General features: G+C 43.2%; 20 protein-coding genes. 14 read left to right on the top strand and 6 right to left on the bottom strand.

Features of this window, described 5'->3' with window-relative positions; translation table 11 throughout:
- The first annotated feature begins 68 nt into the window (after positions 1-68).
- The 4 genes from udk (at position 69) to NST58_RS01370 (ending at position 4845) form a co-directional block, all read left to right on the top strand.
- Positions 69-695 carry a uridine kinase gene (udk, locus tag NST58_RS01385; protein WP_036687251.1) on the top strand — a complete coding sequence of 209 codons (627 nt, stop codon included), beginning with the start codon at positions 69-71 and terminating at the stop codon, positions 693-695.
- Between the two features lie 146 nt (positions 696-841).
- Positions 842-2434, top strand: a complete 1593-nt coding sequence (locus tag NST58_RS01380) for a spore germination protein (protein ID WP_339245768.1) — start codon at positions 842-844, stop codon at positions 2432-2434.
- Between the two features lie 48 nt (positions 2435-2482).
- Positions 2483-3595 carry an endospore germination permease gene (locus tag NST58_RS01375; protein ID WP_076282651.1) on the top strand — a complete coding sequence of 371 codons (1113 nt, stop codon included), beginning with the start codon at positions 2483-2485 and terminating at the stop codon, positions 3593-3595.
- A 50-nt stretch (positions 3596-3645) separates the two neighbouring features.
- Entirely contained in the window at positions 3646-4845 is a 1200-nt protein-coding gene (locus NST58_RS01370) for a Ger(x)C family spore germination protein (protein WP_339245763.1), read from the top strand.
- An 801-nt stretch (positions 4846-5646) separates the two neighbouring features.
- Here NST58_RS01370 and NST58_RS01365 read toward each other — a convergent pair.
- From NST58_RS01365 to NST58_RS01350, 4 genes are all read right to left on the bottom strand, one after another.
- A complete protein-coding gene (locus tag NST58_RS01365; RefSeq protein WP_076126967.1) occupies positions 5647-6678 on the bottom strand; it encodes a LacI family DNA-binding transcriptional regulator in 1032 nt (343 codons plus the stop codon).
- Between the two features lie 164 nt (positions 6679-6842).
- Entirely contained in the window at positions 6843-7676 is an 834-nt protein-coding gene (locus tag NST58_RS01360; RefSeq protein WP_036687243.1) for a carbohydrate ABC transporter permease, read from the bottom strand.
- A complete protein-coding gene (locus NST58_RS01355; RefSeq protein ID WP_036687240.1) occupies positions 7676-8518 on the bottom strand; it encodes a sugar ABC transporter permease in 843 nt (280 codons plus the stop codon). Before NST58_RS01355 ends, NST58_RS01360 begins: the two co-directional genes overlap by 1 nt.
- 160 nt (positions 8519-8678) lie before the next feature.
- Positions 8679-10061 carry an ABC transporter substrate-binding protein gene (locus NST58_RS01350; protein WP_076126963.1) on the bottom strand — a complete coding sequence of 461 codons (1383 nt, stop codon included), beginning with the start codon at positions 10059-10061 and terminating at the stop codon, positions 8679-8681.
- 334 nt (positions 10062-10395) lie between these two features.
- On the opposite strand from NST58_RS01350, the gene NST58_RS01345 reads away from it, so the two are divergent.
- From NST58_RS01345 to NST58_RS01335, 3 genes are all read left to right on the top strand, one after another.
- Positions 10396-11046 (top strand): N-formylglutamate amidohydrolase, encoded by a 651-nt coding sequence (locus tag NST58_RS01345; protein ID WP_076192573.1) that lies wholly within the window; start codon positions 10396-10398, stop codon positions 11044-11046.
- Positions 11047-11113: 67 nt separating this feature from the next.
- Positions 11114-12160 (top strand): hypothetical protein, encoded by a 1047-nt coding sequence (locus NST58_RS01340; RefSeq protein WP_339245759.1) that lies wholly within the window; start codon positions 11114-11116, stop codon positions 12158-12160.
- A gap of 14 nt (positions 12161-12174) precedes the next feature.
- Positions 12175-13524, top strand: a complete 1350-nt coding sequence (locus NST58_RS01335; RefSeq protein ID WP_076305123.1) for a Mur ligase family protein — start codon at positions 12175-12177, stop codon at positions 13522-13524.
- Here NST58_RS01335 and NST58_RS01330 read toward each other — a convergent pair.
- Positions 13519-14316, bottom strand: coding sequence for a hypothetical protein (locus NST58_RS01330; RefSeq protein ID WP_339245757.1), 798 nt, complete (start codon positions 14314-14316; stop codon positions 13519-13521). The genes NST58_RS01335 and NST58_RS01330 overlap by 6 nt on opposite strands.
- A 362-nt stretch (positions 14317-14678) precedes the next feature.
- Here NST58_RS01330 and NST58_RS01325 point away from each other — a divergent pair, with 362 nt between their 5' ends.
- The 6 genes from NST58_RS01325 to NST58_RS01300 all read left to right on the top strand — a co-directional run bounded on the left by NST58_RS01325 (position 14679) and on the right by NST58_RS01300 (position 21353).
- Positions 14679-15572: a sugar ABC transporter permease gene (locus NST58_RS01325; protein WP_036687229.1), complete on the top strand. Its 894-nt coding sequence runs from the start codon at positions 14679-14681 to the stop codon at positions 15570-15572.
- Positions 15569-16447, top strand: a complete 879-nt coding sequence (locus tag NST58_RS01320) for a carbohydrate ABC transporter permease (protein ID WP_038568194.1) — start codon at positions 15569-15571, stop codon at positions 16445-16447. Before NST58_RS01325 ends, NST58_RS01320 begins: the two co-directional genes overlap by 4 nt.
- A 52-nt stretch (positions 16448-16499) precedes the next feature.
- Positions 16500-17885 carry a sugar ABC transporter substrate-binding protein gene (locus NST58_RS01315; protein WP_339245755.1) on the top strand — a complete coding sequence of 462 codons (1386 nt, stop codon included), beginning with the start codon at positions 16500-16502 and terminating at the stop codon, positions 17883-17885.
- 135 nt (positions 17886-18020) lie between these two features.
- The gene (locus tag NST58_RS01310; RefSeq protein WP_036687224.1) at positions 18021-19010 is read left to right on the top strand and encodes a LacI family DNA-binding transcriptional regulator; all 990 of its coding nucleotides are present in this window, start codon (positions 18021-18023) and stop codon (positions 19008-19010) included.
- Positions 19011-19040: 30 nt separating this feature from the next.
- A complete protein-coding gene (locus tag NST58_RS01305) occupies positions 19041-20036 on the top strand; it encodes a BadF/BadG/BcrA/BcrD ATPase family protein (RefSeq protein WP_036687222.1) in 996 nt (331 codons plus the stop codon).
- Between the two features lie 6 nt (positions 20037-20042).
- Positions 20043-21353, top strand: coding sequence for a 6-phospho-beta-glucosidase (locus NST58_RS01300; RefSeq protein ID WP_076186244.1), 1311 nt, complete (start codon positions 20043-20045; stop codon positions 21351-21353).
- A 549-nt stretch (positions 21354-21902) separates the two neighbouring features.
- Here the strand turns inward: NST58_RS01300 and NST58_RS01295 are convergent.
- Entirely contained in the window at positions 21903-23243 is a 1341-nt protein-coding gene (locus NST58_RS01295) for a PLP-dependent aminotransferase family protein (protein WP_076306820.1), read from the bottom strand.
- Positions 23244-23385: 142 nt separating this feature from the next.
- Here NST58_RS01295 and NST58_RS01290 point away from each other — a divergent pair, with 142 nt between their 5' ends.
- Positions 23386-24309 carry a DMT family transporter gene (locus NST58_RS01290; protein ID WP_076279940.1) on the top strand — a complete coding sequence of 308 codons (924 nt, stop codon included), beginning with the start codon at positions 23386-23388 and terminating at the stop codon, positions 24307-24309.
- Positions 24310-24373: the final 64 nt, after the last annotated feature.

The following is a 24373-nucleotide window of genomic DNA, read 5'->3' as shown; positions in this document are numbered from 1 at the left end:
AAAAACATGAGCGCTGTGCTACAATATTGGAATTGCAACGGCAATCTTAGGGAGGGTTATTGAATCACATGCTCATTATTGGTATCGCCGGCGGCACCGGCTCGGGAAAAACAACCGTAGCCCGCTCCGTCATTGACCGTCTTGGAACGGGAAAGGTAACTTTCATATCTCAAGATAACTACTATAAGGATCACTCACATCTCAGCTTTGCTGAACGTGAATCCATTAATTACGATCATCCTTTCGCTTTCGATAACGAGCTGCTCATTGAGCATCTTAAATCTCTGCGCGAAGAACAGACCGCATTCGCTCCCGTGTATGACTTTACAGTCCATGCCCGCTCCACTACAGAGACGGTAGAACTGAAGCCAAACAATATTGTAATCATCGAGGGACTCCACGTCCTTTCTGACGAGAATCTCCGTGAAATGCTCGACATCAAGGTATTCGTGGATGCCGATCCTGATGTACGCATTCTCCGCCGGGTCCTTAGAGATATTGAAGAACGTGGACGGAGCATCCAGTCGATCCATCATCAATATTTGAGTACAGTTAAACCCATGCATGAAGCTTTTATCGAACCATCCAAAAAATACGCTGACCTGATCATCCCTGAAGGTGGCCATAATGAGGTTGGTATTCAGTTGTTGTCCATCCTAACGGAGAAGCATCTATATAACGATTGGACGTCTTAAAGTCTTAATTAAGCGCTTCTAGCTAGCTGCAGAGAATCTCTCTGCGGCTTTTTTGATATGCGTTGACCCATCCATGGTTCAGAATAATCCCACCTCATTATGGTAATAGCTATATTTACAGCACCAGCGGAAGAGGGATAACAACTATGGGATTTCTGAACAGAACAATAACAAAAGTTTTTAAGAACCCTTCATTAGGGCACCCCAACCCCACTAAAGAATTACCTAAGGAACCTATTCAAGAAAAACTTCAAGATAATATTCAATATATAAAAACAACACTCGGCAATAGTACAGATCTTGTGATTAGAGAATTCTTTATTGGTTCCAAACACCAGATTAAAGCTGCTATTTTCTATACAGATGGATTGGCGGATAGTAAAGCTATTCAGGATTTCATTCTGGAATCACTAATCTTAGAACTTCCAGATCCAAGTCTTGATACACAAACAGCCAACTATCAATTATTAAAAGATCACATGCTCACTGTAGGGGATATCAAAGATGCGACGGAGTTCAATTCTTTATTCACCTCTCTATTATCCGGAGATGTAATCCTCTTACTCGATAGATATACCAAAGGGTTCACCATAGGCATGCGTGGCTGGAAAGACCGTGGCGTAACGGAAAGTGCCACTGAAACGGTGATTCGTGGACCTAAGGAAGCCTTCACAGAAAGCTTACGCACGAATACCGCATTAATCCGGCGGAAAATAAAAGACCCCAATCTTTGGTTAGAAACACAGCAAATTGGACGTGTAACACAGACAGACGTAGCCCTCATGTATATCAATGGCATTGTTAGTGATGAGATTCTGCAAGAAGTCCACTCACGTTTAGATCGGATCGACATTGACGGTATCCTGGAAAGTGGCTATATCGAAGAATTAATCGAGGATGAAACCTATACCCCATTTCCAACGATCCATCATACGGAACGCCCTGACGTTATAGCAGCTGCTCTTATGGAAGGAAAAGTAGCCATATTAGTAGATGGGACTCCTATAGTAATGACGGTGCCTACCTTATTTGTTTCCTTCATGCAGACGGCGGAAGATTATTATCAACGTGCCGATGTTAGCACCTTAGTACGAATGCTTCGATACTTCAGTATTTTCATTTCACTACTTGCCCCATCTTTGTATGTAGCTATTACTACCTTTCATCAGGAGATGCTGCCCACAACCCTGCTGATCAGTCTAGCCGCACAACGGGAGGGCGTGCCGCTTCCAGCATTTATTGAAGCACTCTTAATGGAGCTTGCCTTTGAGATTATACGAGAAGCGAGTGTACGAATGCCTCAAACCATAGCCCAATCTGTATCCATTGTAGGCACCCTAGTGATTGGGACTGCGGCAGTTGATGCCGGCATTGTTTCTGCTGCCATGCTTATTGTCGTCGCTATTACTGCTATCTCCAGCTTTGTGCTGCCATCCTTCGATCTTGCCCTGACCATCAGAATGCTCCGTTTCCCAATGATGTTCCTTGCTGCATCCTTTGGATTGTTTGGGATCATTATCGGCGTTATTGCGATAGTTCTTCACATGTGCAGCTTACGTTCCTTTGGAATTCCTTATTTGAGCCCGTTTGCTCCCTATAATCTCGCCGATCAAAAGGACACCTTTTTCCGAATGCCGCATTGGGCTATGTTTACCCGCCCTAGACTTATCAATAAAAAAAATATCGTTCGGGAAAAGAGTACACCACCGGAGAAACCGGGAGATCTCACGGAGGAATAGCCCCTGAAACCTTGACCTATGAAGTGATAAATTGGAGTGAAGAAAGCCATGCTCGAAAAAGGTAAAATAAGTACTCGTCAGCTTACCATACTGGTTATGTTCCTTACGATCGGGGATTCCATTCTCGTAATCCCTCCCTCCACTTCACACTACGCCAGACAAAATGCCTGGATTTCCGCATTAATTGGTATGATCGTAGGTTTACTAGCCATCTATATGTACAGCAAGTTCGTAAAGTTGTACCCCAAACTAACGCTTATTGAGGCGATTCAAAAGGCTTTTGGAAAATGGATTGGGACTATTCTATCACTCTTGACCTTAATGTATTTTCTTATCGTCACCGTTGGAAGTATGCGAGAACTCAGTGAGTTCGTTACATCCGAAATATTACCGAGAACCCCTATTCCGGCTGTTTTAATCTTATTCATGGTGATCGTGATTATGGCTACACGACTAGGTATTGAAGTCATAGGACGAGCTGGAGAGATCTTTACACCTATGATTATTATCCTATTTCTGATTCTGACGGTCGCAATTATTCCTCAGATGGAGATTGTCAGATTACTGCCCATATTGGAGGATGGCATAAAACCAGTGTTGAGAGGGTCTATTTCCATTACGGCTTACACCTTTATAGAACCGGTTGTTTTTCTAATGTTTCTCCCTTATGTAAACCAACAACAAAAGATAACCAAAGGCTTACTACAAGGCTGTTTCTTAGGCGGTATTATTATCTTCCTGACGGTTACTATTTCCATATTAGTGCTAGGTCCAGATCTGACAACCAGGGATATCTATCCCAGTTATAACATTGCAAGGCGCATATCCGTTGGTGGTTTCTTCGAGCGGGTGGAAGCCATGATAGCACTACTTTGGATGTTAACCTTGTTTATAGAAGTTACCTTATACTTCTATGCTTTCGTTCTGGGGTTGTCTCAATTATTCAAACTAAAAGAGTACCGGGTGCTAACTCTACCCACAGGATTAATTTTGGTTACACTAGCACCTCTTATTGCGCCAAATTACACCTATTACAACAAAGTATTCGATAATTATTGGGTGTACTATGTTATAACCTTCGGGTTATTTCTACCTTTGGTGTTGTTAGGTGTGGGAATGTTTCGAAGGGCACTGGACAAAGGCTTAAAATCTCGAAGCTAAAGATGGGCTGGGAGACATGAATACCGAAAGATCTAACGGAGGATTAAACCATGAAACGAAGATCGCTTCTGATTTGTGTTCTTATTCTCATGCAAATATTTGTAACAGGTTGCTGGAGCCGCCGAGAATTAAATGATCTTGCGATTGCTGTAGGAATAGGGATCGATAAAATTGGAGATCAATATCAAGTTTCTGCACAAGTGGTCTTACCCAGTCAAATCGCTGGCTCCAAGGGAGGCTCTCCTCAAGCACCCGTCAACCTTTATAAAGCGACAGGGAATACTGTATATGAAGCCCTTAGAAAAATCACAACCGTTAGCCCACGTAAAATTTATATCTCTCATTTACGGATCCTAGTCCTTGGCGAGGATTTGGCTAAAGAGGGAATCAACGATGTTCTTGATTTCATGTCAAGAGACACTGATACGCGAAATGATTATTTTATAGTGGTAGCAAAGGATGCAAAGGCAGAAGATGCGTTGAAAATATTAACCAGTCTTGAAAAGATTCCTGCCGTGCGATTGTTTTCCAGTCTGGAAAGCTCGGAGAAAAATTGGGCACCTACATCTACTGTGACATTAGGAACCCTAATTACAGAACTTGTCAGTAAGGGTAAGAATCCAGTCTTAACAGGTGTTGTCATCGAGGGGAGTGTAGATGTAGGAGAAACTCCGAATAATGTTGAAACGGTAGACTCTCCAACAGAATTGAAATACTCCGGATTGGCCGTATTCAAGGAAGACAAATTGATTGGTTGGCTAAATCCTGAGGAATCAAAAGTGTATAACTATTTAACCAATAAAGTAGAGAGTACTGTTTTCTATATCCAATGTCCCGAAGGTAAAAAGGTTTCGCTTGATGTATTTGAAGCCCGTTCCAAAATGAAAGGCAGCATCCATAATGAAAAACCAGAAATCAGTATTGAGCAACATATAGAATCAGATATAGGGGAGGTTCAGTGTAGAAATCTTGAACTGACAGACACAAAAACTATCACCGAATTAGAACAAATCGCCAATAAAAAAGTCCAGAATTTATTCAAAACTACTATTAAAAAGGTACAGAATGAATACAAAAGCGATATTTTTGGATTCGGTGAAATCATCCATCGTTCTAACCCGCAGGCGTGGAAGAAACTGCGAAACAATTGGGATGAGACCTTTGTTAACCTTCCAATAAGCGTAAAGATGGATATTAAGATTCGCCTGTTAGGGAAAGTGACTAACTCTTTCCTAGAAGAGACGAAGTGATGAATTGGAGTCACAAAACCATGTATAACATCGCAAGGTGCCCAACTATTAAAATTGAAAGAGTATCGAGTGTTAACCAAATTACACTTATTACAGCGAAATTGCAGTAATGTTCAGAAGAGCACTGAGCAAAGACTTAATATCTCGAAACTAGATGGTTTGGGAGGTTGTGAATATTGGGTATAGTAGTGATTCTCATAGTTGTAGCCGTTATAGCAACCATTGAAGTTCCCCTGATGTGGAGGAAAAAATTAATCAAGGAGATGTGGGTTTTCTCATTTCTTCTGTTGCTGGGAACTTTCTTCAGTCTTATTAATGCGTTACATATTTCGGTCTCTAACCCATTGGGATGGATGATATTTATCTATAAACCCGTCTCCGATATGGTAAATGCCTGGTTATCCTAAAATGGGACTGAACCATTCCCTTGAGATGGCTTAGTCCCCATGATTAAACGACGTTGCCAAATCAGCAAGCGCCCTAAAGTTTGTTGCTAGCCGTTCACGCGCCAGCCAGTAATAGACTTCCTGGCCTCTCTTTTTATGGTCAACAATGCGGGCATCCCGTAGGATTTTGAGATGATGTGAAATCGCTGGCCTGCTTATTTCGAATTCACCTGCAATTTCCCCAACATTTAGCCGACCTTTATTCCCTAATAACGTAACAATCCGAATCCGAGTAGGATCACCAAATGCGGTGAGAAACCGTGTGATGCTGTTGATATCGTTAGGTTTAATCTCTTGCGGTTCTATCTCCCCACCCCGATTCGTAAATAAACTTAAACATACTCACTTGTTGAAACTACAATAAAGACCTTGTAGATTCTCTAACTATTAATTCTGCCGGGAAAATCTGATGCGCATGCTTAACCTTCTTATTGATGAGATCAAAAAGAATCTTAATCGTCGCTTCCGCAATCTCCACTACCGGCTGTTTGATGGTAGTAATAGAAGGATTATAATAGAAGGAAATATCCAATCCGTCATAACCAGCCACAGAGTAATCTTCCGGGACTTGCTTGCCCGCTTCAAATATTGCCTTACAGGCGCCGATAGCCATACTATCTGATAAGGTAAAAATAGCGGTGAACTCTTCACCTAACTCTAGCAATTCTTTTGTAACCGCATACCCATTTTCCATACTGTAACTGTCGATATCCTCTTTCATCCGCCGCACTAGCCGTTCATTATAAGCGATTCCATGATCAGCTAAAGCCCTTTTATAACCTTCATATCTTAACTTACCGATACTTACATCTTCTTCTGGTGCAGTAATGACTGCGATTTTCTCATGCCCCAGATTACATAAATAGTCCACAATCTTATAGCTCTCATTAAAGTCATCTACAGATACAGAAGAATAGTCGCTCAAATCAAACTCTTCCGTCATTCCGATCGTACTAAGGACAAATGGAACCGTTAGTTGCTGTAATTTCTCTTGAGAGTGTGAGAATAAACCTCCTAAAAAGACAATTCCCTTCAGCCTTTTTTCTTTCTCCAGCTCAATCGCCACTTCGATCTCATCTTGATTCTCATCAACTCGTTGTAGGATGAAGGAGTATTTCTTGCGTTGAATCTCTTTTTCGAACACTTTGATCATCGGGCTAAAAAATGGATTGGATATCCCTTTAATCAATACTGCAATCGTTTTCGAATCAGAACGTTTTAAATTTCTTGCACTGTTGTTCGGGACATAATGATTTTCTTTGATAACCCTCATAACCATCGCTTTTGTTTCTTCATTAATATCCGGATGATTGTTAATAGCCCTTGATACAGTAGTCACGCCAACACCGCATAATTTGGCGATGTCTATAATAGTCAGTCTCTCCATTTCTATCTATCCTTTACTTGTTAGTATCTATCAAACTCCTTAATCCTTATTCAACTTCATAGTCAAAATAAGAAAGCAGGGGATTCCTGATGGTCACCCACCAAGAAAAACACCCTACTCGCTTCTTACATGAATATTAATTTATTTAACGAGGTAGATCAAGCTTAACCCTTAACCGCACCTGCAACGACACCTTCGATGATGTACTTTTGACAAGTCAGGTAGAAAATGATGATTGGCACAATAGCTAAGACCAGCATCGCCATCATAGCTCCCATGTCAATCGATCCGTATCCACCTTTTAGGTACTGGATCGCAATAGGAATCGTTTTATATTCTGTACCAATCAGCAGGTCTGGCAATAGGAAGTCGTTCCATACCCACATTACATTAAGGATAGCTACAGTTACAGCAATAGGTTTCAGGATGGGCAATACCACTTTAAAGAAGGCCTGAGGTGGATTACAGCCATCAATCATTACCGCTTCTTCAACCTCAAGCGGGATAGACTTCACAAATCCGCTAAACATAAACACAGACAGCCCTGATCCAAACCCTAAATAGATTAAGATAATCCCAATCGGATTGTCGAGATGCAGCACGTTTGCAGTCTTAGTCATTGTGAACATAACCATTTGGAAAGGCACGATCATCGAGAATACAAACGCATAATACATCATGCCTGTGAATTTGGACTTCACCCGGGTAATGTACCATGCAGTCATGGAAGTAAATAACACGATCACAGCCACCGAGCATACCGTAATAAACAAGGACATTCCGAAGGCACTGAAGAAATCAATCTTTGCTACACCACTAGTATAGTTCTTTAAACCAACAAACGTAGTCTCATTAGGGAATAAGAACGGCGTATCACTAATGTAGAACTTACCCTTGAAGGAGTTCATCAGAACAATAAAAATAGGAGATAAGAACGCAATGGCCAAGACCAACAAAATGGTGAATATGGAGTAATCTTTTGCTCTAGTCTTTTGCATTAGTTCTCAACCTCCTTTCTTCTAGTAATGACAAGTTGTATTAAGGCGATTAAGGCTACTAAAGCAAAGAATACGACGGCTTTCGCTTGACCGACACCTTCCCATCCTGATTTTCCGTAGAATGTATTGTAGATGTCCAGTGCTAACATGGAGGTCTGCTTAGAAGGTGCACCAGCGGTCAACGCTAAGTTCTGGTCAAACAATTTAAATGAATTAGATAAAGTTAAGAATAAACAAATAGTAATGGACGGCATTACGAGTGGAATAGTCACATTACGCAAAATCTTAGAACGTGAAGCTCCATCAATTCTTGCGGCTTCTACTATATCTTTAGGAACATTCTGAATACCTGCAACATAGATAATCATCATGTACCCTATCAATTGCCAATTCATAAGAACGATTAGTCCCCAAAATCCATACGTTGCATCAGAGGTCAAAGTGACACCAAATTTGTACAAAATCCCATTAAAAATCAACTGCCAGATATATCCTAATACGATACCGCCTATCAAGTTAGGCATAAAGAAGATCGTTCTAAATACGTTGGTACCTTTTAGCTTTCTAGTTAATAACATCGCCAAGATGAAGGCGAACACATTAATAGTAAGAACAGATAAAACTGTGAATTTAACGGTGAAACCTAATGCATTTAGAAACTCTTGATTCGAAAAAGCTTTAGCGTAATTGCCAAACCCTATCCATGTTGCATCATTGACTGTAGTAAACTCTGTAAAAGACAAATATATACCCAAAAGAAAAGGGATCACAAAGGCAATTCCAAAGGCTATTATGGTCGGTAATGCAAAAAGAGCAAAATATTTTTTTATCGATTTTTCCATGGAGTCTTCTCCTATCTCAGTATGGAAAATGATGAAACAGATGTAGCAAGATCCACTCCAATTGTTGCTTAGTGCCACTGAATCCCGAGGGAGCCCAGTGGCACTAAGCTTTTATCTGTATGACAACTGAGAGTTATTCAAGCATCTTTCCATGCATTTATTATTTTGCTTTTTCAGCCTTCCAAGTGTCCTTGAAGATGGTTACAACTTCATCCCAAGTTTTGTTTCCTTGAGCGTATTGCAAGAGGGCATCACCAAAGACGTTTTTGAATTCTTCACTTGGGAATGCTGCGAATGTCCAAGCTACAGAAGTAAGATCTTTTTCCATCCAAGCAGATACTTCTTTAGCAAGTGGATCTGCTGGTTTTTCGCTGTCTTCAAAGGTATTGAATGGTGCGATGAAACCTAGATCGTTAGTTACATAAGCTTTACCTTTTTCACTGGAGAACAACCATTCCAGGAAAGCGATAGAAGCTTGTTGGTTCTCAGCAGATACTTTGCTGTTGATTGCGAAATAGTTTTCTGTACCTACAGCCAAACCTTGTTTTTCTTCGCCTTCCATACCTGTGTAGATAGGCAAGAATTTGATTTCTTCAGCTTTAACTACGTTACCGTCAACATCGTTGATTTGTGACCAAGCCCAGTTACCATTTTGAACCATAGCTGCGTTACCAAGTGCAAATTCAGCCATGGAGTCAGCTACGGATTTACTACCCAGCAAGGATTCTTTAGTTACAGAGTTCTTGATGTACAGATCGAAGATGTTTTTAAATTTATCGTTGTATTTGAATTCAACTTCTTTAGAAGCTAGACCCGCAAGAACGGTGTTGTCAAACTCAGTATTGTCTTTGAATTCATAGTACAGCGGCAAGTTTGCAAGGTGAGTCTGCCATCTCCATTGCTCACCAGCAGCGAGGGAAGTGGAGGCGAATACACCTTTAATGCCCAGTTGGTCTTTTTTAGCCGTCATATCTTCTACTACTGCTTTCAAAGTGTCGAAGTTATTGATCTCAGTTGTGGAGGAGATCGATACCGCTTTATCAGCCAAAGCGAAGTATTTCTTCATAATTGCGTCGTTGTAGATGATGCCGTATCCTTCAACTACGTAAGGGATACCATACACGCCTTCACCTTCAGTTACAGCCAAGCTTTTGTCGGACAGATAGCTGTAAAGCTTAGTATCTTTCAAATCCAAGGTGTAATCTTTCCAGGATTGAAAACCAACAGGTCCGTTAATTTGGAAAATAGTTGGCGCTTCAGACTTGGAGATTTCGGATTTCAATTTAGTTTCGTAAGTACCCGCAGCAGCCGTTACGACTTTTACCTTAACTCCTGTTTCTGCTTCGTAATCCTTAGCGATCTTTTCATATATTTCTGCAATCTCAGGTTTGAAGTTCAAGAAATAAACTGACCCTTTTTTACCAGATGTAGCGTTTCCATCATTGGATGCAGAATTATTTTCTTTATTTCCACATCCTGCCGCTAAGACAACAACCATAGACATTACTAACATGAGCCCTAAATATTTTTTGATATTCTTCATTCTTCTTCCCCCTCGTACTTTTTATTAGATTACTTCGCATGAAGACGTTCCGATGCTGTTAGTGAAAATTATGTCAGCGTTTTCATTTGCTTAAGTAATCCCCAGCCTACTTTTTTGGTATCCTTCTCGGTATCCTTATCGGTAACGTTTTCAATTGAAATATTAGCACACCATTTTGAACTTTTCAATAGCCAATCTTTTAGAATCATTTTATGGAAAAACTGCCCACGGCAAACCTTGCAAGCGTTATAATAGATTCATCCTTATTCATGAATGGTGAATGCTTAGGACATACTAATGGTTAACGACCCATTAAATAACTATGAATAGGTGATTGCATATTTTATCTCTGATCGAACAGTATGAGCTACAATTCTCCAATAATAATTATTTTGGCGATATCGGGGTAGATCCCTCTTACTCCATTGTAGAAGGCTCCCTTCCTGTACTAGTCTCAGCTCCACATGCCATTAATCATTTTCGAGAACATGCTGTAAAACCAGCTGACATGTATACAGGCTCCCTTGCCCTCTTGTTACAAAAGCTCACCAATTGCTACTGTATTTATTCGAATAGCTTTTCCAAAGAAGACCCAAATTACATCTTAGGTGGAGAATATAAGGCGGCGCTACGAGCGCTTGTCAAAGAACATCGCATTCAGTTTGTGATCGATCTGCACGGAGCTTCCAAACTTCGAGAGTTTGATATTGACCTAGGGACACTGTACGGAACCTCTATACGAGAGAATAATTTAAATGACGTCATAGGCATCTTTAACAATAATGGTATTACCAATGTTCGACAAAATCATACATTTTCTGCATCCCATCCTGGAACAATTACTTCATATTGCGCTAAGGAATTGTTAGTTCAAAGTATTCAAATTGAAATTAATCGAAATTATCGTAACCCGAATGCGTTTGATTTATTCCAAAAAACCATTCATTCCCTTGAACAAATCATTAAACTATTGGGCGGTGTCTGACATTATTATCGAGCAAACCTTTACTATTCTAGACAAACAAAGCCTTCAACCTCGTGAAGAAATCACAATGAACTCCGAAGAGTTAAAGGAATTAGGTTTAGTCCAGCATATCTTCGTTGATCTTACAGCAGAGAATGGTGTCAAAGTCAGCTGTTTAATTTTATCGGCAGATGAGGTGCCAAGAGGTACAATCCAATTATCCAAGCGGGCAAAGGACAAGCTCGGGGACTGCCTGACTACAGGATTAACAATAACGAAGCCAGAATACGACACAGTTCTTCGGGGAATTCCTAAAGTGGACGAGATTGCCAAACCCTATGTAAAAGCCTGTCCAGCACTCGTCCGTAAATATACGAATCAAGTAGAACTTATCAATCCCAAAAATGGCTTCCGGGTAAACCTAACTTTACGAGAAGATAGCACAGCCAAACCGAATACCCTTTACTTCAACAGATACATTATGTTATTGCTTGAAACCCATTCCGAGGGGCATGACCCATTAATCATTACTCGCGCTAGGACGCGTTCTCAACCCAAGCCAGGCATACATAAACTTATAAATCAACTGATCCAACGGCCCTTAAGTGCATTAGGGAACTTTTTTATTGGCAAAAGAGAGCTCACCCTCAGAGTGGGTCATCCTTACCCTTTTGATGAGCACCAGAATTTATGCAGAATTCATCCGAATGTTAGAAAACTGCTAGGCATGGAAGAAACAGATCAGATCGTGATCTCCTATAATTCCAAACAAATCACCATCCCCATCTTAGACATCGATACGGAGCATATTGCCCAGTCAGTCAAGCTTCATGCGGATAATGAGCAGCTTAAATTTATCGACAGCCACTTATTTATCGGGATCACCGCCTTATCGCGTAACGAGTTAGAAATCCCAAGCATCGGCACATCAGTTACCGTAAAAAGAAGTATGTACTCCTTATTCCTAAAGCACTTAAACAAACTGGTCTTACCTGTTATCGCTTTGTTGTTCACCATAGTACAGCTATATAAGGATTTGAACTGGAGCATCGCTCTGACCATCATCATTTCTCTTGTGTTACTTCCGATTATCATCTACACAACACTATCTGAGGAACGCGCCAAAATTAATTAAATGGAGGGATTTCCGTGGAATTCACTTCACAATCCCAAGTAGAAGATATGATCTACAGCTCTTACCTAAGGGCCATTAACAACATTACAGAGACTTTGGATGAAGAAGTTAGAAAACCGGAGTTAACCAGAGCATTACTGGATGCAGTCGGAAGTCCGGATCGCAATCAAAAATACATACTGGTCACAGGCAGTAAAGGTAAGGGCTCCACCTCTAGATTTATTTCCTCTCTGTTAAGTCACTTGGGATATAAAGTGGGGTTATTCACCTCCCCTCACCTGGTAGATTTCAACGAAAGAATCCGGATCAATGGGCAGGCAATAGCCACAGAAGATTTTGTACGATTAGGTAATGTAATTCGCGGGGGCTTCCACCAGATCGAAGAGCAGCTTGCTGCTGATGAATATCAAGGTCCGGTTGGGGTTGCTTTGGCTATTGCGGCTTTGTACTTTAAGGAGAAGGGTACAGATATCAATGTGATTGAATGCGGTAGAGGAGGAAGGTTTGATGACACCAATGTCCTGAGCAATGACTGGGCTGTCATTACCCCGATTATGGAAGAGCATGTAGCCCATTTGGGACCTGATCTGAACAGCATTACACTGCACAAGCTGGGGATTGTCAAAAACAACACAACAAACGTCTATGTTAGCAAACAGAAATCCGACGTTCTTGCGATCATGAAGGACAACCTCTCCTCCAACCCTGTGCAATATTACGAAGAACAGTTTTTAGCTGAATCTATCACCACCACTTCTGTCGGAACTACTTTTGATGTCCGGACGAAGCCAGCCGTTTATCCAGCCTTGACCCTTCCGCTATTGGGACAGTTTCAAGCGGTCAATGCTGCCAGCGCAGTCGCACTTTGTGAAGAGATTACAGGGGGACCCCTTGATCAGGAGATCGTACATCACTGTTTTGAACAATTACAATGGCCGGGACGTTGTGAAGTTATCTGTCATGACCCACTGACGATTATTGACGGAGCTATTCATAGAGATTCTGCAAGCTATCTGGCTGAACTTATTCAATTAGTGAATCCTGAGCGCAGCCGTACCGTCACATCCATCATCGGTGTCCCTAAGGATAAAGATTACACAGGGGTCATCGAAGTCATGAGTACAGTCTCGGATCAACTAATCGTAACCAAACCCGATATAAGCCATCTAATTTTCCCAACGGATGCCCTGCTTATCGCTAAAAGTTTTCTCGAAAAAAGTTCCGAATTCCCTTATTTAGAGGATGCTCTTACGTATGTTAAAGAACAATCACCTTCGGAGATTATTGTAATCGTGGGTACGCAAACTCTAATCGGAAATGCCAAAAGATTATTCGGGCAATCGCTGCTGAATATCGGCTTATAACTGATTCATACGCTGAAGAATAACTTCCCTGTAAAGGTCTGAGAGGCCAGGTACTTCACTTGGATTTTGCTTACAATATTCATCTAACATCACCTTATGGTTGACCTCAATCACCATCAAGCCTTGATTTGTCTCTAAGATATCTACTGAGCAGAAATCAAGGCCCAGCGCTTTAGAGGTCCGGGAGGCAAGCTCCGCCAGCGCCTCTTGTTTGGCCTGATCTTTCACCTCAATCGTAACAGCTCCGTTAATCAAATTATGCTTCCACGAACGAACTCTTTTTTTGCCAAGGAATACACGCGCCTGATGATTAAAAGTTACAATTCTATACTCAATCTCCGCTTCATAATAAGGACCTATTGCCCCATTAAGCTGTAAAGAAAATAATAAATCCAGCTTTTCATGCAGATCGGCTATCTCATTGATTTTGTACACATGATTGCCCTGCGCCCCGTTATCCTGCTTCATAACTACCTCCCCATTGCACGCTTGGAAATAACGCTCAGCCAATCGATAAGGATTCAAATTGCTAAATTTGGAGTCTGGATGCGGCAAATAAATATGTTCTACGGCTGGGATATTCGCCTTATGCAAAACATCATAAGTTAGAGATTTACTCATGGCAATGATCGTAGAAGCACTGTTGTTTAGTCCGATCTCAGCGTCTACCATCACAAATGATTTCACTCCATCTGTCGCTCTATATACGAAATTCGGTGTAATTTCCTCAAAGCTAATCCCTGAGGCTGTAACAGAATGCTGGATCATTTTTAAGTAAGGTCTAGTCGTCATTCAGTTTCCTCATTTCTAACAAAATATGACCAAACCTAATCATAGCATGAGGAATATTAATAAAAAATAATAAAATTGCGTTATAATAGTTAACACAATAATCTCCCGAATCTTATTTCAGGTCCCTTTTTCACAAAAATGACAGACTGTATGTTACGTTTAATGACTGACAGCGCTTTTATAGTTAAAATAAGTGTTGATTATTTAGTGATCATCCTCTATGATAAGCTTATTAAAGCGAATCAAAAAGTTAAAGCGGTTAAACTTTAATCTCTAGGTACCTAGTATTATTGCTAATTAATAGTGTTAGTATGATCAAAAGTTAAAGCGCTTATACTTTTAAAACGAGAGGTTGGTGTGTCATGATCAATCGCGAGAACAGGCGGCAGACGTTCTACATGTATCTGTTCATTTCTCCTTGGATTATCGGCTTCCTAGTATTCGCCCTTTATCCTATCTTATCATCGCTTTACTTCAGCTTTACTGATTATGACATCATACACCCACCTAAATTTATCGGGCTCGCTAACTACACAGAGATGTTTCACAATGACCTGTTCTGGAAATCAGTGGTTGTCACGCTGAGATATACCTTCATCGGTGTACCTATCCAGCTTGCACTCGGTCTTGGCTTTGCGCTATTGCTCCACCAGACCATTCCTTTGCGCGGCTTTTTCAGAACAGCAATGTATTTTCCAAGCATGGTATCCGGCGTGGCCATGTCCCTGCTGTGGTACTGGATCTTTAACCCGCAGATCGGGCTCTTCAATTACATCCTTTCCTGGTTCGGCATTCATGGACCGGCTTGGCTGATGAACCCAGACACTGCACTATATGCCTTGATCATCATGACTTTCTGGACAGCAGGCTCAGGAATGATTTTATTCCTCGCAGGTCTGCAAGGCGTACCGGCTAGCTTGATCGAAGCCGCTAACCTTGACGGTGCCGGGCGCTTCAGAATCTTCCTGAACATTACCTTACCGATGATCTCTCCCGTGCTGCTCTTCCAACTGATTATGGGACTGATTGATTCCTTCCAAGTCTTTACCCAAGCTTTTGTCATGACTCAAGGGGGGCCGAATTACTCTACCTGGTTCTATGTCTATAATCTCTACACCAGCGCTTTCAAAGAATATCGTGCCGGTTATTCCTCAGCCTTGGCATGGGTGCTCCTTATCGTAGTTATGCTCTGCACCGCACTAATTATGAAATTGTCTAACCGTTATGTTCACTATGAAGGAGGCGGACGCAAATGAGTACAGTCAGAGCGCTAAGCCCCCGGACTAAAGGAACAAAACGCCGCCGGAAAGCGGAGCCTGTTAAGATTTTCAGCTTTATTACTCTAGTAGTTACAACATTTCTGATGCTGCTTCCTTTGTTCTTCATGGTCTCCACTTCACTTAAGTCCAAACGCGAGATGCTGAAGTTCCCACCCACCTTTCTTCCGGAGAGCTGGCAGTGGAGCAATTACACAGAAATATTTGATACCCTGCAGTTCGGTACTCTTTATAAAAACAGTCTGATTATCGCCGGCTTTAGTGTTGTGGGAACCTTGATTTCTTCGGCGCTGGTTGCCTATGGATTCGCCAGATTCAGAGGTACAGGTAATCAGGTGTGGTTCATCCTGCTGCTGAGCACCATGATGTTACCCTATCCGGCCATTATGATTCCGCAATTTGTACTCTTTTCGCAAATGAACTGGATAGATACCTTTTTACCCCTGATCGTGCCTGCTTTCTTCGGGTCAGCCTATAATATTTTTCTGCTGCGCCAATTCTTCTCCACATTGCCTGAAGAGCTGTTTGATGCCGGACGCATTGATGGCTGTGGTGAAATACGGATGTGGGCTACCATAGCAATCCCACTCTCCAAACCTGCACTTGCGACCGTAGCTATCTTTGCTTTTATCTACAACTGGAATGATCTGCTTACGCCAGTGCTTTACTTAAGCTCATCAGATAAGTTCACGCTACCCGTCGGGATGGCTTCTCTTACCTCATCGAGGTTCCGCATTCCACCTTGGCATCTGCTAATGGTTGCTTCGGTTCTAGCTATGGTCCCAATCGTTACGCTGTTTGCTGTAGCCCAGAAACAGTTCGTCGAAGGGATTGTACTTACAGGGATTAAGTAATAATCCGCCATCCGGCGGCCAAATATACTTGAAATCATGGAGGGTTTAGCTAATGAACAAGAACAGGAAAAGTATTGCGCTTTTACTTGCAGCTACCATGCTCGTTGTTCTAGCCTTATCAGGCTGTAGCGGCGGCAAATCGGTGGGTAACGCCCTATCTGGAGGAAACGGTGACTCTACTAATTCTGGAGGCAAAGCAGAAACGGTAACGATTACCCATTACACAATAGATTCAGAAGACCGCACATTTGTCGAAAAATTAATCCCTGATTTCGAGAAGCAGCATCCGAATATTAAAGTGAAAGTGGAAAAAGCGCCTTATGAGCAGTTCGACAGCAAGCTGCAAACGCTAATTGCCGGCGGCAAATCGCCCGACGTGACAAGTCACTGGGGGTATGGAGGTTTCGCAGAATACTACAATAAGGGTATGTTGTTCGATATGACCGACCTTATGAAAGAGGATGGTTTCAAGGCAGAGGATTATAGTATCCCAGAGAATCTAATGGGTATCTACAAGGTTAAAGATCACACTTACGGCATCCCGGTCAATATGTATGTCACCTTAATGCTCTATAACAAAGACATGTTTGATGCTGCCAAACTGACTTATCCAACAAGCAATTATGAAGATAAGAGCTGGACGTTTGAAAAAATGGTCGACGAAGCTAAACAAATGACGCTTGTATCCGATGATATCGCCAAAACTCAATATGGCGTAGACTTCACTTGGTCCGAACGCGATATGCGGCCGTTATATTTTGGAGCGGAGCCTTACTCAGAAGATACATGGACTAATGGCGGCGTGCCTTCCGAGACTTATTTTGACTCCCCTGAAGTGATCGCTGCCTACAACAAGCTATTTGATCTTGTCTTTAAGGATAAAGTCTCTCCTTCTTCCGAATGGAGCAAAAGTGTAGCTGGACAGAACGGCGATCCCTTTGTTGCTGGTAAAATCGGCATGTCTATCGGAGGCTCATGGAACCTTGCAGGTGCAAATGACTTCCCCTTCAAAATTGGCGTAGCCGCTGTGCCATGGGGAGGAAACGAAAAGGTACGCAGCACCCTTTATGTCGATCCGCTGCTGATCTTGAAGGACTCCAAACATCCGAAGGAAGCTTTTGAATGGATCAAATACCTGATCACAAGCGAAGTGCAAGAGAAATCCATTGAGCTTAGTGGCGGTAACCCACCAGTCAACACCGAAGCTGCAGAAGCTTACTATAAACATTTTGAAGGTATCGATCCACAGGATATCAAAAATGTCTACGAGGGTGCTGTTAACTACGGCTTCGAATCCTATAACCACTTAATCACCAACTACTCGCAAATTAATGACATGTTCATTAATGAATTGCAGCCAGTAGAAACTGGACATAAGACGGTTGAAGAGGTGATGGCGACGATTCAGAAGAAGGTTACAGAGATCATTCAGCGATAACTGTTTGGCAGGTATACCGCCCCCTTTAGGGACGGTATACCTGCGTGAAATCATACGTTTAGCGGACAGTCTGCCAACCCTGTATACTGAAAGTAGAAAACAGGATCGGAAAATCTGCCGTGAGGAGAATTAAAGATGAAAGTTAGTATTTTTGATGTAGCCAAAAAATCCGGATTATCCGTTGTAACCGTATCCCGGGTGTTAAATGGGGCCGAATCGGTACGCGAGAATAATCGACAAAAGGTGCTGGAGGCAATTAAAGAGCTGGATTACCGCCCTAATGCTGCGGCACGCAGTCTGGCAAGCGGTAAGACGGGAATTATCGGCATTATTGTCACTACCCTGCAAGATTCCTTTTTTGACGCAGTGGTCAAAGAGCTGAATGAAATATTAGCGATGCATGGTTATTTTTTAGCCATATCCATCTCAACAGGCATCGAATCGGATGATAGCCATTATTTAATTCAGGAGGATCGTGTAGACGGTTTAATTCTGCTCTCTCCGATGGAAGAGGACAATTATATTGTGGAGTTAAAACGGCGGGGTATTCCTTATGTGCTGATAGATAATCAGAAGCCCGAAAATGATACCTACTCCATCACGATCGACAACTTCAAGGGGGGATACGCAGCTACGCGTCATCTGCTGGAGCTGGGACACACTTCAATCGCTCATCTCTGCGGTCAGGAAATGTTCCGGAGTACGCGGGAGCGGCGCAGTGGATTTCTACAGGCGCTTCAGGAACAAGGACTGGCCCCCTTTGAGATCGTACCTGGTGATTTCGATATTGGGATGGGATACGATACCTGCAAACGTTGGCTGAAGGAAGGAAAGCTGCCCACCGCCGTATTTGCCGGGGATGACAATATCGCGCTTGGAGTCATCAATGCCCTGATGGAAGCGGGCATTCAGGTACCCGAAGAGGTGGCAGTGGTCGGCTATGACGATCATTATATTGCTTCACAGCTTCATCCACATCTGACAACAATACGTCAGCCTGCAGACAAAATCGGGCTGGCAGCCGCGGATATGCTGCTCAAACGCATCTCCGGAAAGATGAAACGTGGAGCCGGGATGCGGATTGATCCTGAACTTATCGTACGTGAATCTACCGGAGCTGAGTAGATTAAATTTATACACTAGGAGTGACGACCATTGACTTACTACTTGGGGATCGATGGGGGAGGCACGAAAACCTATGCTCTGCTAAGCGATGAACATGGCAATGTTCTTGGCAAAGGCAAGAGTGGTAACGGCAACCACCAGACAGGCGCCCTTGAGGCCGCCAACAGTATTCAAGAGGCCACATTCGGGGCGCTGGCTGAAGCCGGACTCCGGTTGGAAGACATCCAGCATACCTATCTCGGACTTGCCGGTGCTGATCGCGAGGCCGACTATGCTATTCTCCATCCGATGATACGCCAGATAGGATTCACCAAATACACCATTAACTGTGACACTATGATCGGTCTACGCGCCGGAACGAATCGCCCATATGGTGTCGCGCTCATCTGCGGCACCGGCACCAATTCAGCAGGCAGAAACCTGCAGGGAGAGCATTATCAATGCGGCGGCTTTGACTATATGTACGGTGATTTTGGCGGGGGTGGCGCACTCAATATTGAGGTGTTTCGTTCCGTTATCCGAGCTTGGGACGGCCGGGAACAGCCCACCCTATTAACAGGCTTACTGCTAAAAATGTTAGGTTATGAGGAAGTTGGGCATATGTTTCACGATTTCCTTGATCATTGGAAAAAAGTCCCCGTAAATGTTGCTCGCCTGCTCTTTGAAGCAGCAGCTGAAGGAGATGCCGTAGCGCTGGAGATTTTACATCGGCAAGGGGTTGAACTAGGGAAGTCTGCGGCAGCTATCATTCACAAGCTAGGCATGGAGCAGGAGACCTTCGATGTGGTGCTGGCAGGAAGTCTGCTAACCCGAGGGGATCGCGGTTGGATTCGCCAGCCTATCGAGAAAGCTGTACACGCTGCAGCCCCTCAGGCAACAGTGGTTACCCTTGCCACAGAGCCTGTAGTCGGTGCAGTATGGTCAGCTATGGATCAAGATGGGTTGACCATTAGTAGTGAAGTATATGAGAAGATGCGGAAATTTCAGGATTATGAATCGATCAAACAAACTACAAGACAGGAGTGATTAATCTTGGCAGCTAACCAAGGATTAAAGATTGCAGTTATCGGTGGAGGTTCTTCGTATACCCCAGAATTAGTAGAGGGATTCATTCTTCACTATAAAGAACTTCCCGTGCGCGAATTATGGCTTGTAGATATTGAGCCTGGTCTTCGCAAGCTGAATATTGTAGGTAACTTGGCAAAACGTATGGTGGAGAAATCCGGCCTTCCGATTGAGGTTCACCTGACAACAGACCGCCGTAAAGCGATCGAAGGCGCCGATTTCGTCAGCACTCAGATGCGTGTCGGCATGCTTGATGCCCGTGCTCGTGATGAGTCGATTCCGCTCAAATATGGCGTTATTGGCCAAGAAACAACAGGTCCTGGGGGAATGATGAAAGCACTGCGCACCATCCCTGTTATTCTGGATGTATGCCGTGATATCGAGGAACTGGCTCCCAACGCATGGCTGCTCAATTTCACTAACCCTGCTGGGATGGTCACCGAAGCCGTTCTGAAATACTCTAAGGTAAAAAGTATTGGCCTGTGCAACGCACCTATCGGCCTGATCAAGCAAGTCTCTGCCAAATATAATGTAGCAGCAGACCGCGTATATGCCGAATTTGTGGGCCTCAACCACTTGCACTGGATTACTCGTATCGATGTTGAAGGTGAAGACAAGCTGGATGATATGCTTGCAGATACAACCAGCTACAGCGCTAAGAACGTACCGGCAAGAGAATGGAACCCGGAATTCCTGCAATCCCTTCATGCACTGCCCTCATACTATTTAAAATATTTCTATATGACCGATGCCATGCTCGAAGAGCAGATGGACTCCCATAAGCAAGGCATTAACCGTGCTGAAGTCGTCAAACGTGTAGAAGAAGAGCTCTTCGAGCTTTATGGCAATCTAGAGCTAAGCGAGAAGCCGAAGCAGCTGGAACAGCGCGGCGGTGCTTTTTACTCAGAAGCAGCTGTTAATCTCATGAGATCGCTTCATAACGGATCAAACGACATTCAGACCCTAAATGTCGCTAACCATGGCATATTGGACTTCCTGCCAGATGACGCCAGCATTGAAGTGAACTGCGTGGTCACCAAAAACGGCCCGCTACCTCTGCCACTGACCAAAATTCCAACCATGGCTAAAGGACTCATTCATGCTGTCAAAACCTATGAACAGCTGGCGATTGACGCCGCTGTCACCGGAGACCGCGCCCTTGCCCTTCAGGCGCTCGCACATCACCCGCTTGTTCCGTCCGTGGACGTAGCGATTCGGATGCTGGACGAAATGCTGGAAGCTAATAAAGAGTTCCTGCCGAACTTTTTTGCGAATTAATTCATACCTCCTATCGAGAAATAACTAAAAGAGACCGAACCCGGTCTCTTTTTTTGCGCTTGTTGCTGATACTCGCTACCGAAGCAAAAATGAATAAAGCATCTTGGTAATTTGCACTTAGCGAATTCGCTATCCGACACAGCTGACCTTAAAAGCGGCTTTTTCACATTTTTAGAGTGCTAGCGGACCCCATAGCCGTTATTAGCATGAAAACCACCCAATATAACCCCTTTCTAATTGAATAGCGGCGCTGGTGTCCGAAAACCTGCTTCAAAGGCTAAAAACTAGCAAATAACGTTATCTGGGTCCGCATGACTCGGCCGAAGATTGCACAGAAAATGTGTTCGGATATTTATAGAAGAACCAGAGATTACTGCGAGTTGTACCGATAATGAGATCTGCTGTCCATCAGTTCACTGCTGCCAGATTTGCCGACGACCCACAACGCAAAAAAACGATCCCTGTTACTGGAGGAACGCTTTTTTGTTTCTACTCCAATGGGCTCCCAGCATTTCCACCATTATCATCCACTCATTTATTGCTGCGCTCTCAGCGTATTTCTTGCATTACCTGTTCAATGCCAGAGCGAATATCCGGCTCTTTTACACTGGATACATTGAGCTTTAGAATCTTCTCTTTATTAAAAGAGGGCAGATACCCGCTGTCCGCCATTTCGATGCGAATGAACTTTTTTTGCAGACGTTTGATCATCTGTTCTGTCTTTACGCTGTCACTAAGCTTCAGATACGTATGCACACCAAGCTGGCCGGTTGGATGGTAGGAATAATGTTGTGCTGTCGCTGTATCTAACTCTCTCATAATCGATTCATGGAGCAGCGTGGATCTTTTTTCGTAGCAGGAACGCATCTTTTTTCGGTGGCGCTCGAACATTCCGCTTTTCAGATACAACTCCAGGGCAGCCTGAGACAGCATAGAGCTATCTATATCCATCAGTCTTTTGAATCGGTTAAAAGAGTCACACAGGACCTCTGGTAGTACAGCGACACCGACACGTAGACCCGGAAATATAATTTTGGAAAAGCTTTTTAAATAGATCACATGGGAAGCATCGTCATAAGCGTAGATCGGATCCTCTTTTGCATCCTGCTCCAAGTCCGCCATGTAGTCATCTTCAACGATATACACATCGTATTTAGCTGCTAGCTGAGCAATCGCCTTCTTCTGGGTACGGGTATAGGAGACGCCGAGCGGATTATGAAATCGCGGGACGGTATAAAAGAACTTGAACTGGCCTGTCTTAAATAACCGCTCTAATTCATTCAAGTCCACCCCAGCATCCGAACGCTTTATTCCCTCTGTCTCAATGCCATACGTCTTCAGATATTCCATAAAAAGCGGATAACCCGGCTGCTCAATTAGCACTCGCTGCCTGCCATTCGGAAAAGGAATTCGGGTCAATACGCCAAGCGCCTGCTGCACACCTGAGGTAATAAAAATCTGATCCGGATTGGCAAATACCTGATAAGAAGCCAGATGCCGCTGCATTTCACGAATAAGAGAAGGAAGCCCCTGCGGCGTTCCATAGATGAACAAGTCATTGCGGTACATATCAATCGCTTTATTAATACAATGTTGGAAATCCAGATACGGAAAAATATCCGGGTCGGGTGCAGACACCGTAAAATCGATCCAATGTGCACCTTCGTCTTTTCGCTGTCCGCTTCGTTTCATGACATAATAACCACTTTTTGAGGCGGCATAGATTAAATGTTTGTCCTGAAGATCCTGCAACGCGCGAATAACCGTACTTTTACTACATCCATAACGTAAGGACAACTCCCGGATAGACGGTAATTTATCTCCCTCACGATACGTATCCTCGGCAATTTGCGCTTCCAGCTCGTTGATTAACTCCGAATACTTATACATCCCTTTCACCTTCCTCCAAGCTTATTCTGTACCGGTACAGATGAATAATAATTACATTGTAGCACAGCTACTCTAGCCTTAGAATAAAGAGCAGAACAGGACCGGTACCTAAATGCGCGCAACACTTTGGAGGTCTTTACTAATGAATACATCTTCTACTCAAAAAGCGATAGCAGCAGCTGTCATGAATGCTATTATCGTCGGGTTTTCCTTTATATTTGTAAAAATGGCCCTAACCGTCTCGGATCCTTTTGATACGCTAGCTCATCGCTTCACGTTATCTTTCCTTGCCGCTTCTTTATTTACTTTTCCAGGGTGGGGGCGGGTGAAGTTTGGAATATCCAAGGCCGCAGTGATAATCCCACTGGCTTTAATGTATCCAGCGTTATATTTCACCCTTCAGGCGTATGGACTTTTGTATACAACTTCCGCTGTAGCGGGTATTATTCAGGCGACAATGCCCATCTTCACCATCCTTTTGGCGGCGATGTTCTTGAAGGAAACCACGAGCAGCTTCCAAAAGATCTCTACATTAATCTCAGTTGCAGGCATTATTCTTATCTTTGCCATTCCAGGTTTGAGTATCTCTTCTTCTAGTCTTTGGGGCGTCTTACTCATCCTAATCTCAGCTTTATCCCTTGCTGGTTATAATGTTGCAGCTCGAAAGCTGACACGTACTTGGAGTCCCAAAGAACTTACCTATATGATTACTTTGTTCGGATTTATATTTTTTAATGGACTGTCGATCATTAAGCATGGTTCGGCAGGAACCTTGGGTCAGTATTTCACACCTTTTCAAGAGCCAAAATTTATATTCTCCATGCTCTATCTCGGCGTACTCTCCTCCCTCGTAACCTCCTTCCTCTCCAACTATGCTTTATCACGGATGGAAGCTTCACGCGTGAGCATTTTCGGCAGTCTTTCAACAGTTGTCTCTATTCTCGGTGGTGTACTTCTGCTGAATGAGCAACTGGAATGGTACCATTGGACCGGTACAGTGATGATCATCGCCGGGGTGATCGGTGTGAACTGGCGGAAGCAAGTAAGGGCCAAAGGCAAAGCGTGAAGATTGATATGCATATTAAAAAGACACCCCGCGAGGTGTCTTTTATCTTTACCCTTTTCAGTAT

The sequence above is a fragment of the Paenibacillus sp. FSL R10-2796 genome (assembly GCF_037965315.1).
GTDB classification, from domain to species: domain Bacteria; phylum Bacillota; class Bacilli; order Paenibacillales; family Paenibacillaceae; genus Paenibacillus_AQ; species Paenibacillus_AQ odorifer.
The sequence above is the reverse complement of the archived record's forward strand: the minus strand, read 5'-3'. Positions and strand labels throughout refer to the sequence as shown.

Bases quoted from the DNA above. Each gene is read 5' to 3' on its own strand.
- NST58_RS01370 (WP_339245763.1), top strand. From the start codon at position 3,646: ATGAAACGAAGATCGCTTCTGATTTGTGTTCTTATTCTCATGCAAATA.
- NST58_RS01340 (WP_339245759.1), top strand. From the start codon at position 11,114: ATGAACTCCGAAGAGTTAAAGGAATTAGGTTTAGTCCAGCATATCTTC.
- NST58_RS01365 (WP_076126967.1), bottom strand. From the start codon at position 6,678: ATGGAGAGACTGACTATTATAGACATCGCCAAATTATGCGGTGTTGGC.
- NST58_RS01310 (WP_036687224.1), top strand. From the start codon at position 18,021: ATGAAAGTTAGTATTTTTGATGTAGCCAAAAAATCCGGATTATCCGTT.
- NST58_RS01360 (WP_036687243.1), bottom strand. From the start codon at position 7,676: ATGCAAAAGACTAGAGCAAAAGATTACTCCATATTCACCATTTTGTTG.
- NST58_RS01295 (WP_076306820.1), bottom strand. From the start codon at position 23,243: ATGTATAAGTATTCGGAGTTAATCAACGAGCTGGAAGCGCAAATTGCC.
- NST58_RS01330 (WP_339245757.1), bottom strand. From the start codon at position 14,316: ATGACGACTAGACCTTACTTAAAAATGATCCAGCATTCTGTTACAGCC.
- NST58_RS01315 (WP_339245755.1), top strand. From the start codon at position 16,500: ATGAACAAGAACAGGAAAAGTATTGCGCTTTTACTTGCAGCTACCATG.
- NST58_RS01375 (WP_076282651.1), top strand. From the start codon at position 2,483: ATGCTCGAAAAAGGTAAAATAAGTACTCGTCAGCTTACCATACTGGTT.
- NST58_RS01320 (WP_038568194.1), top strand. From the start codon at position 15,569: ATGAGTACAGTCAGAGCGCTAAGCCCCCGGACTAAAGGAACAAAACGC.
- NST58_RS01355 (WP_036687240.1), bottom strand. From the start codon at position 8,518: ATGGAAAAATCGATAAAAAAATATTTTGCTCTTTTTGCATTACCGACC.
- NST58_RS01350 (WP_076126963.1), bottom strand. From the start codon at position 10,061: ATGAAGAATATCAAAAAATATTTAGGGCTCATGTTAGTAATGTCTATG.
- NST58_RS01290 (WP_076279940.1), top strand. From the start codon at position 23,386: ATGAATACATCTTCTACTCAAAAAGCGATAGCAGCAGCTGTCATGAAT.
- NST58_RS01325 (WP_036687229.1), top strand. From the start codon at position 14,679: ATGATCAATCGCGAGAACAGGCGGCAGACGTTCTACATGTATCTGTTC.
- NST58_RS01380 (WP_339245768.1), top strand. From the start codon at position 842: ATGGGATTTCTGAACAGAACAATAACAAAAGTTTTTAAGAACCCTTCA.
- udk (WP_036687251.1), top strand. From the start codon at position 69: ATGCTCATTATTGGTATCGCCGGCGGCACCGGCTCGGGAAAAACAACC.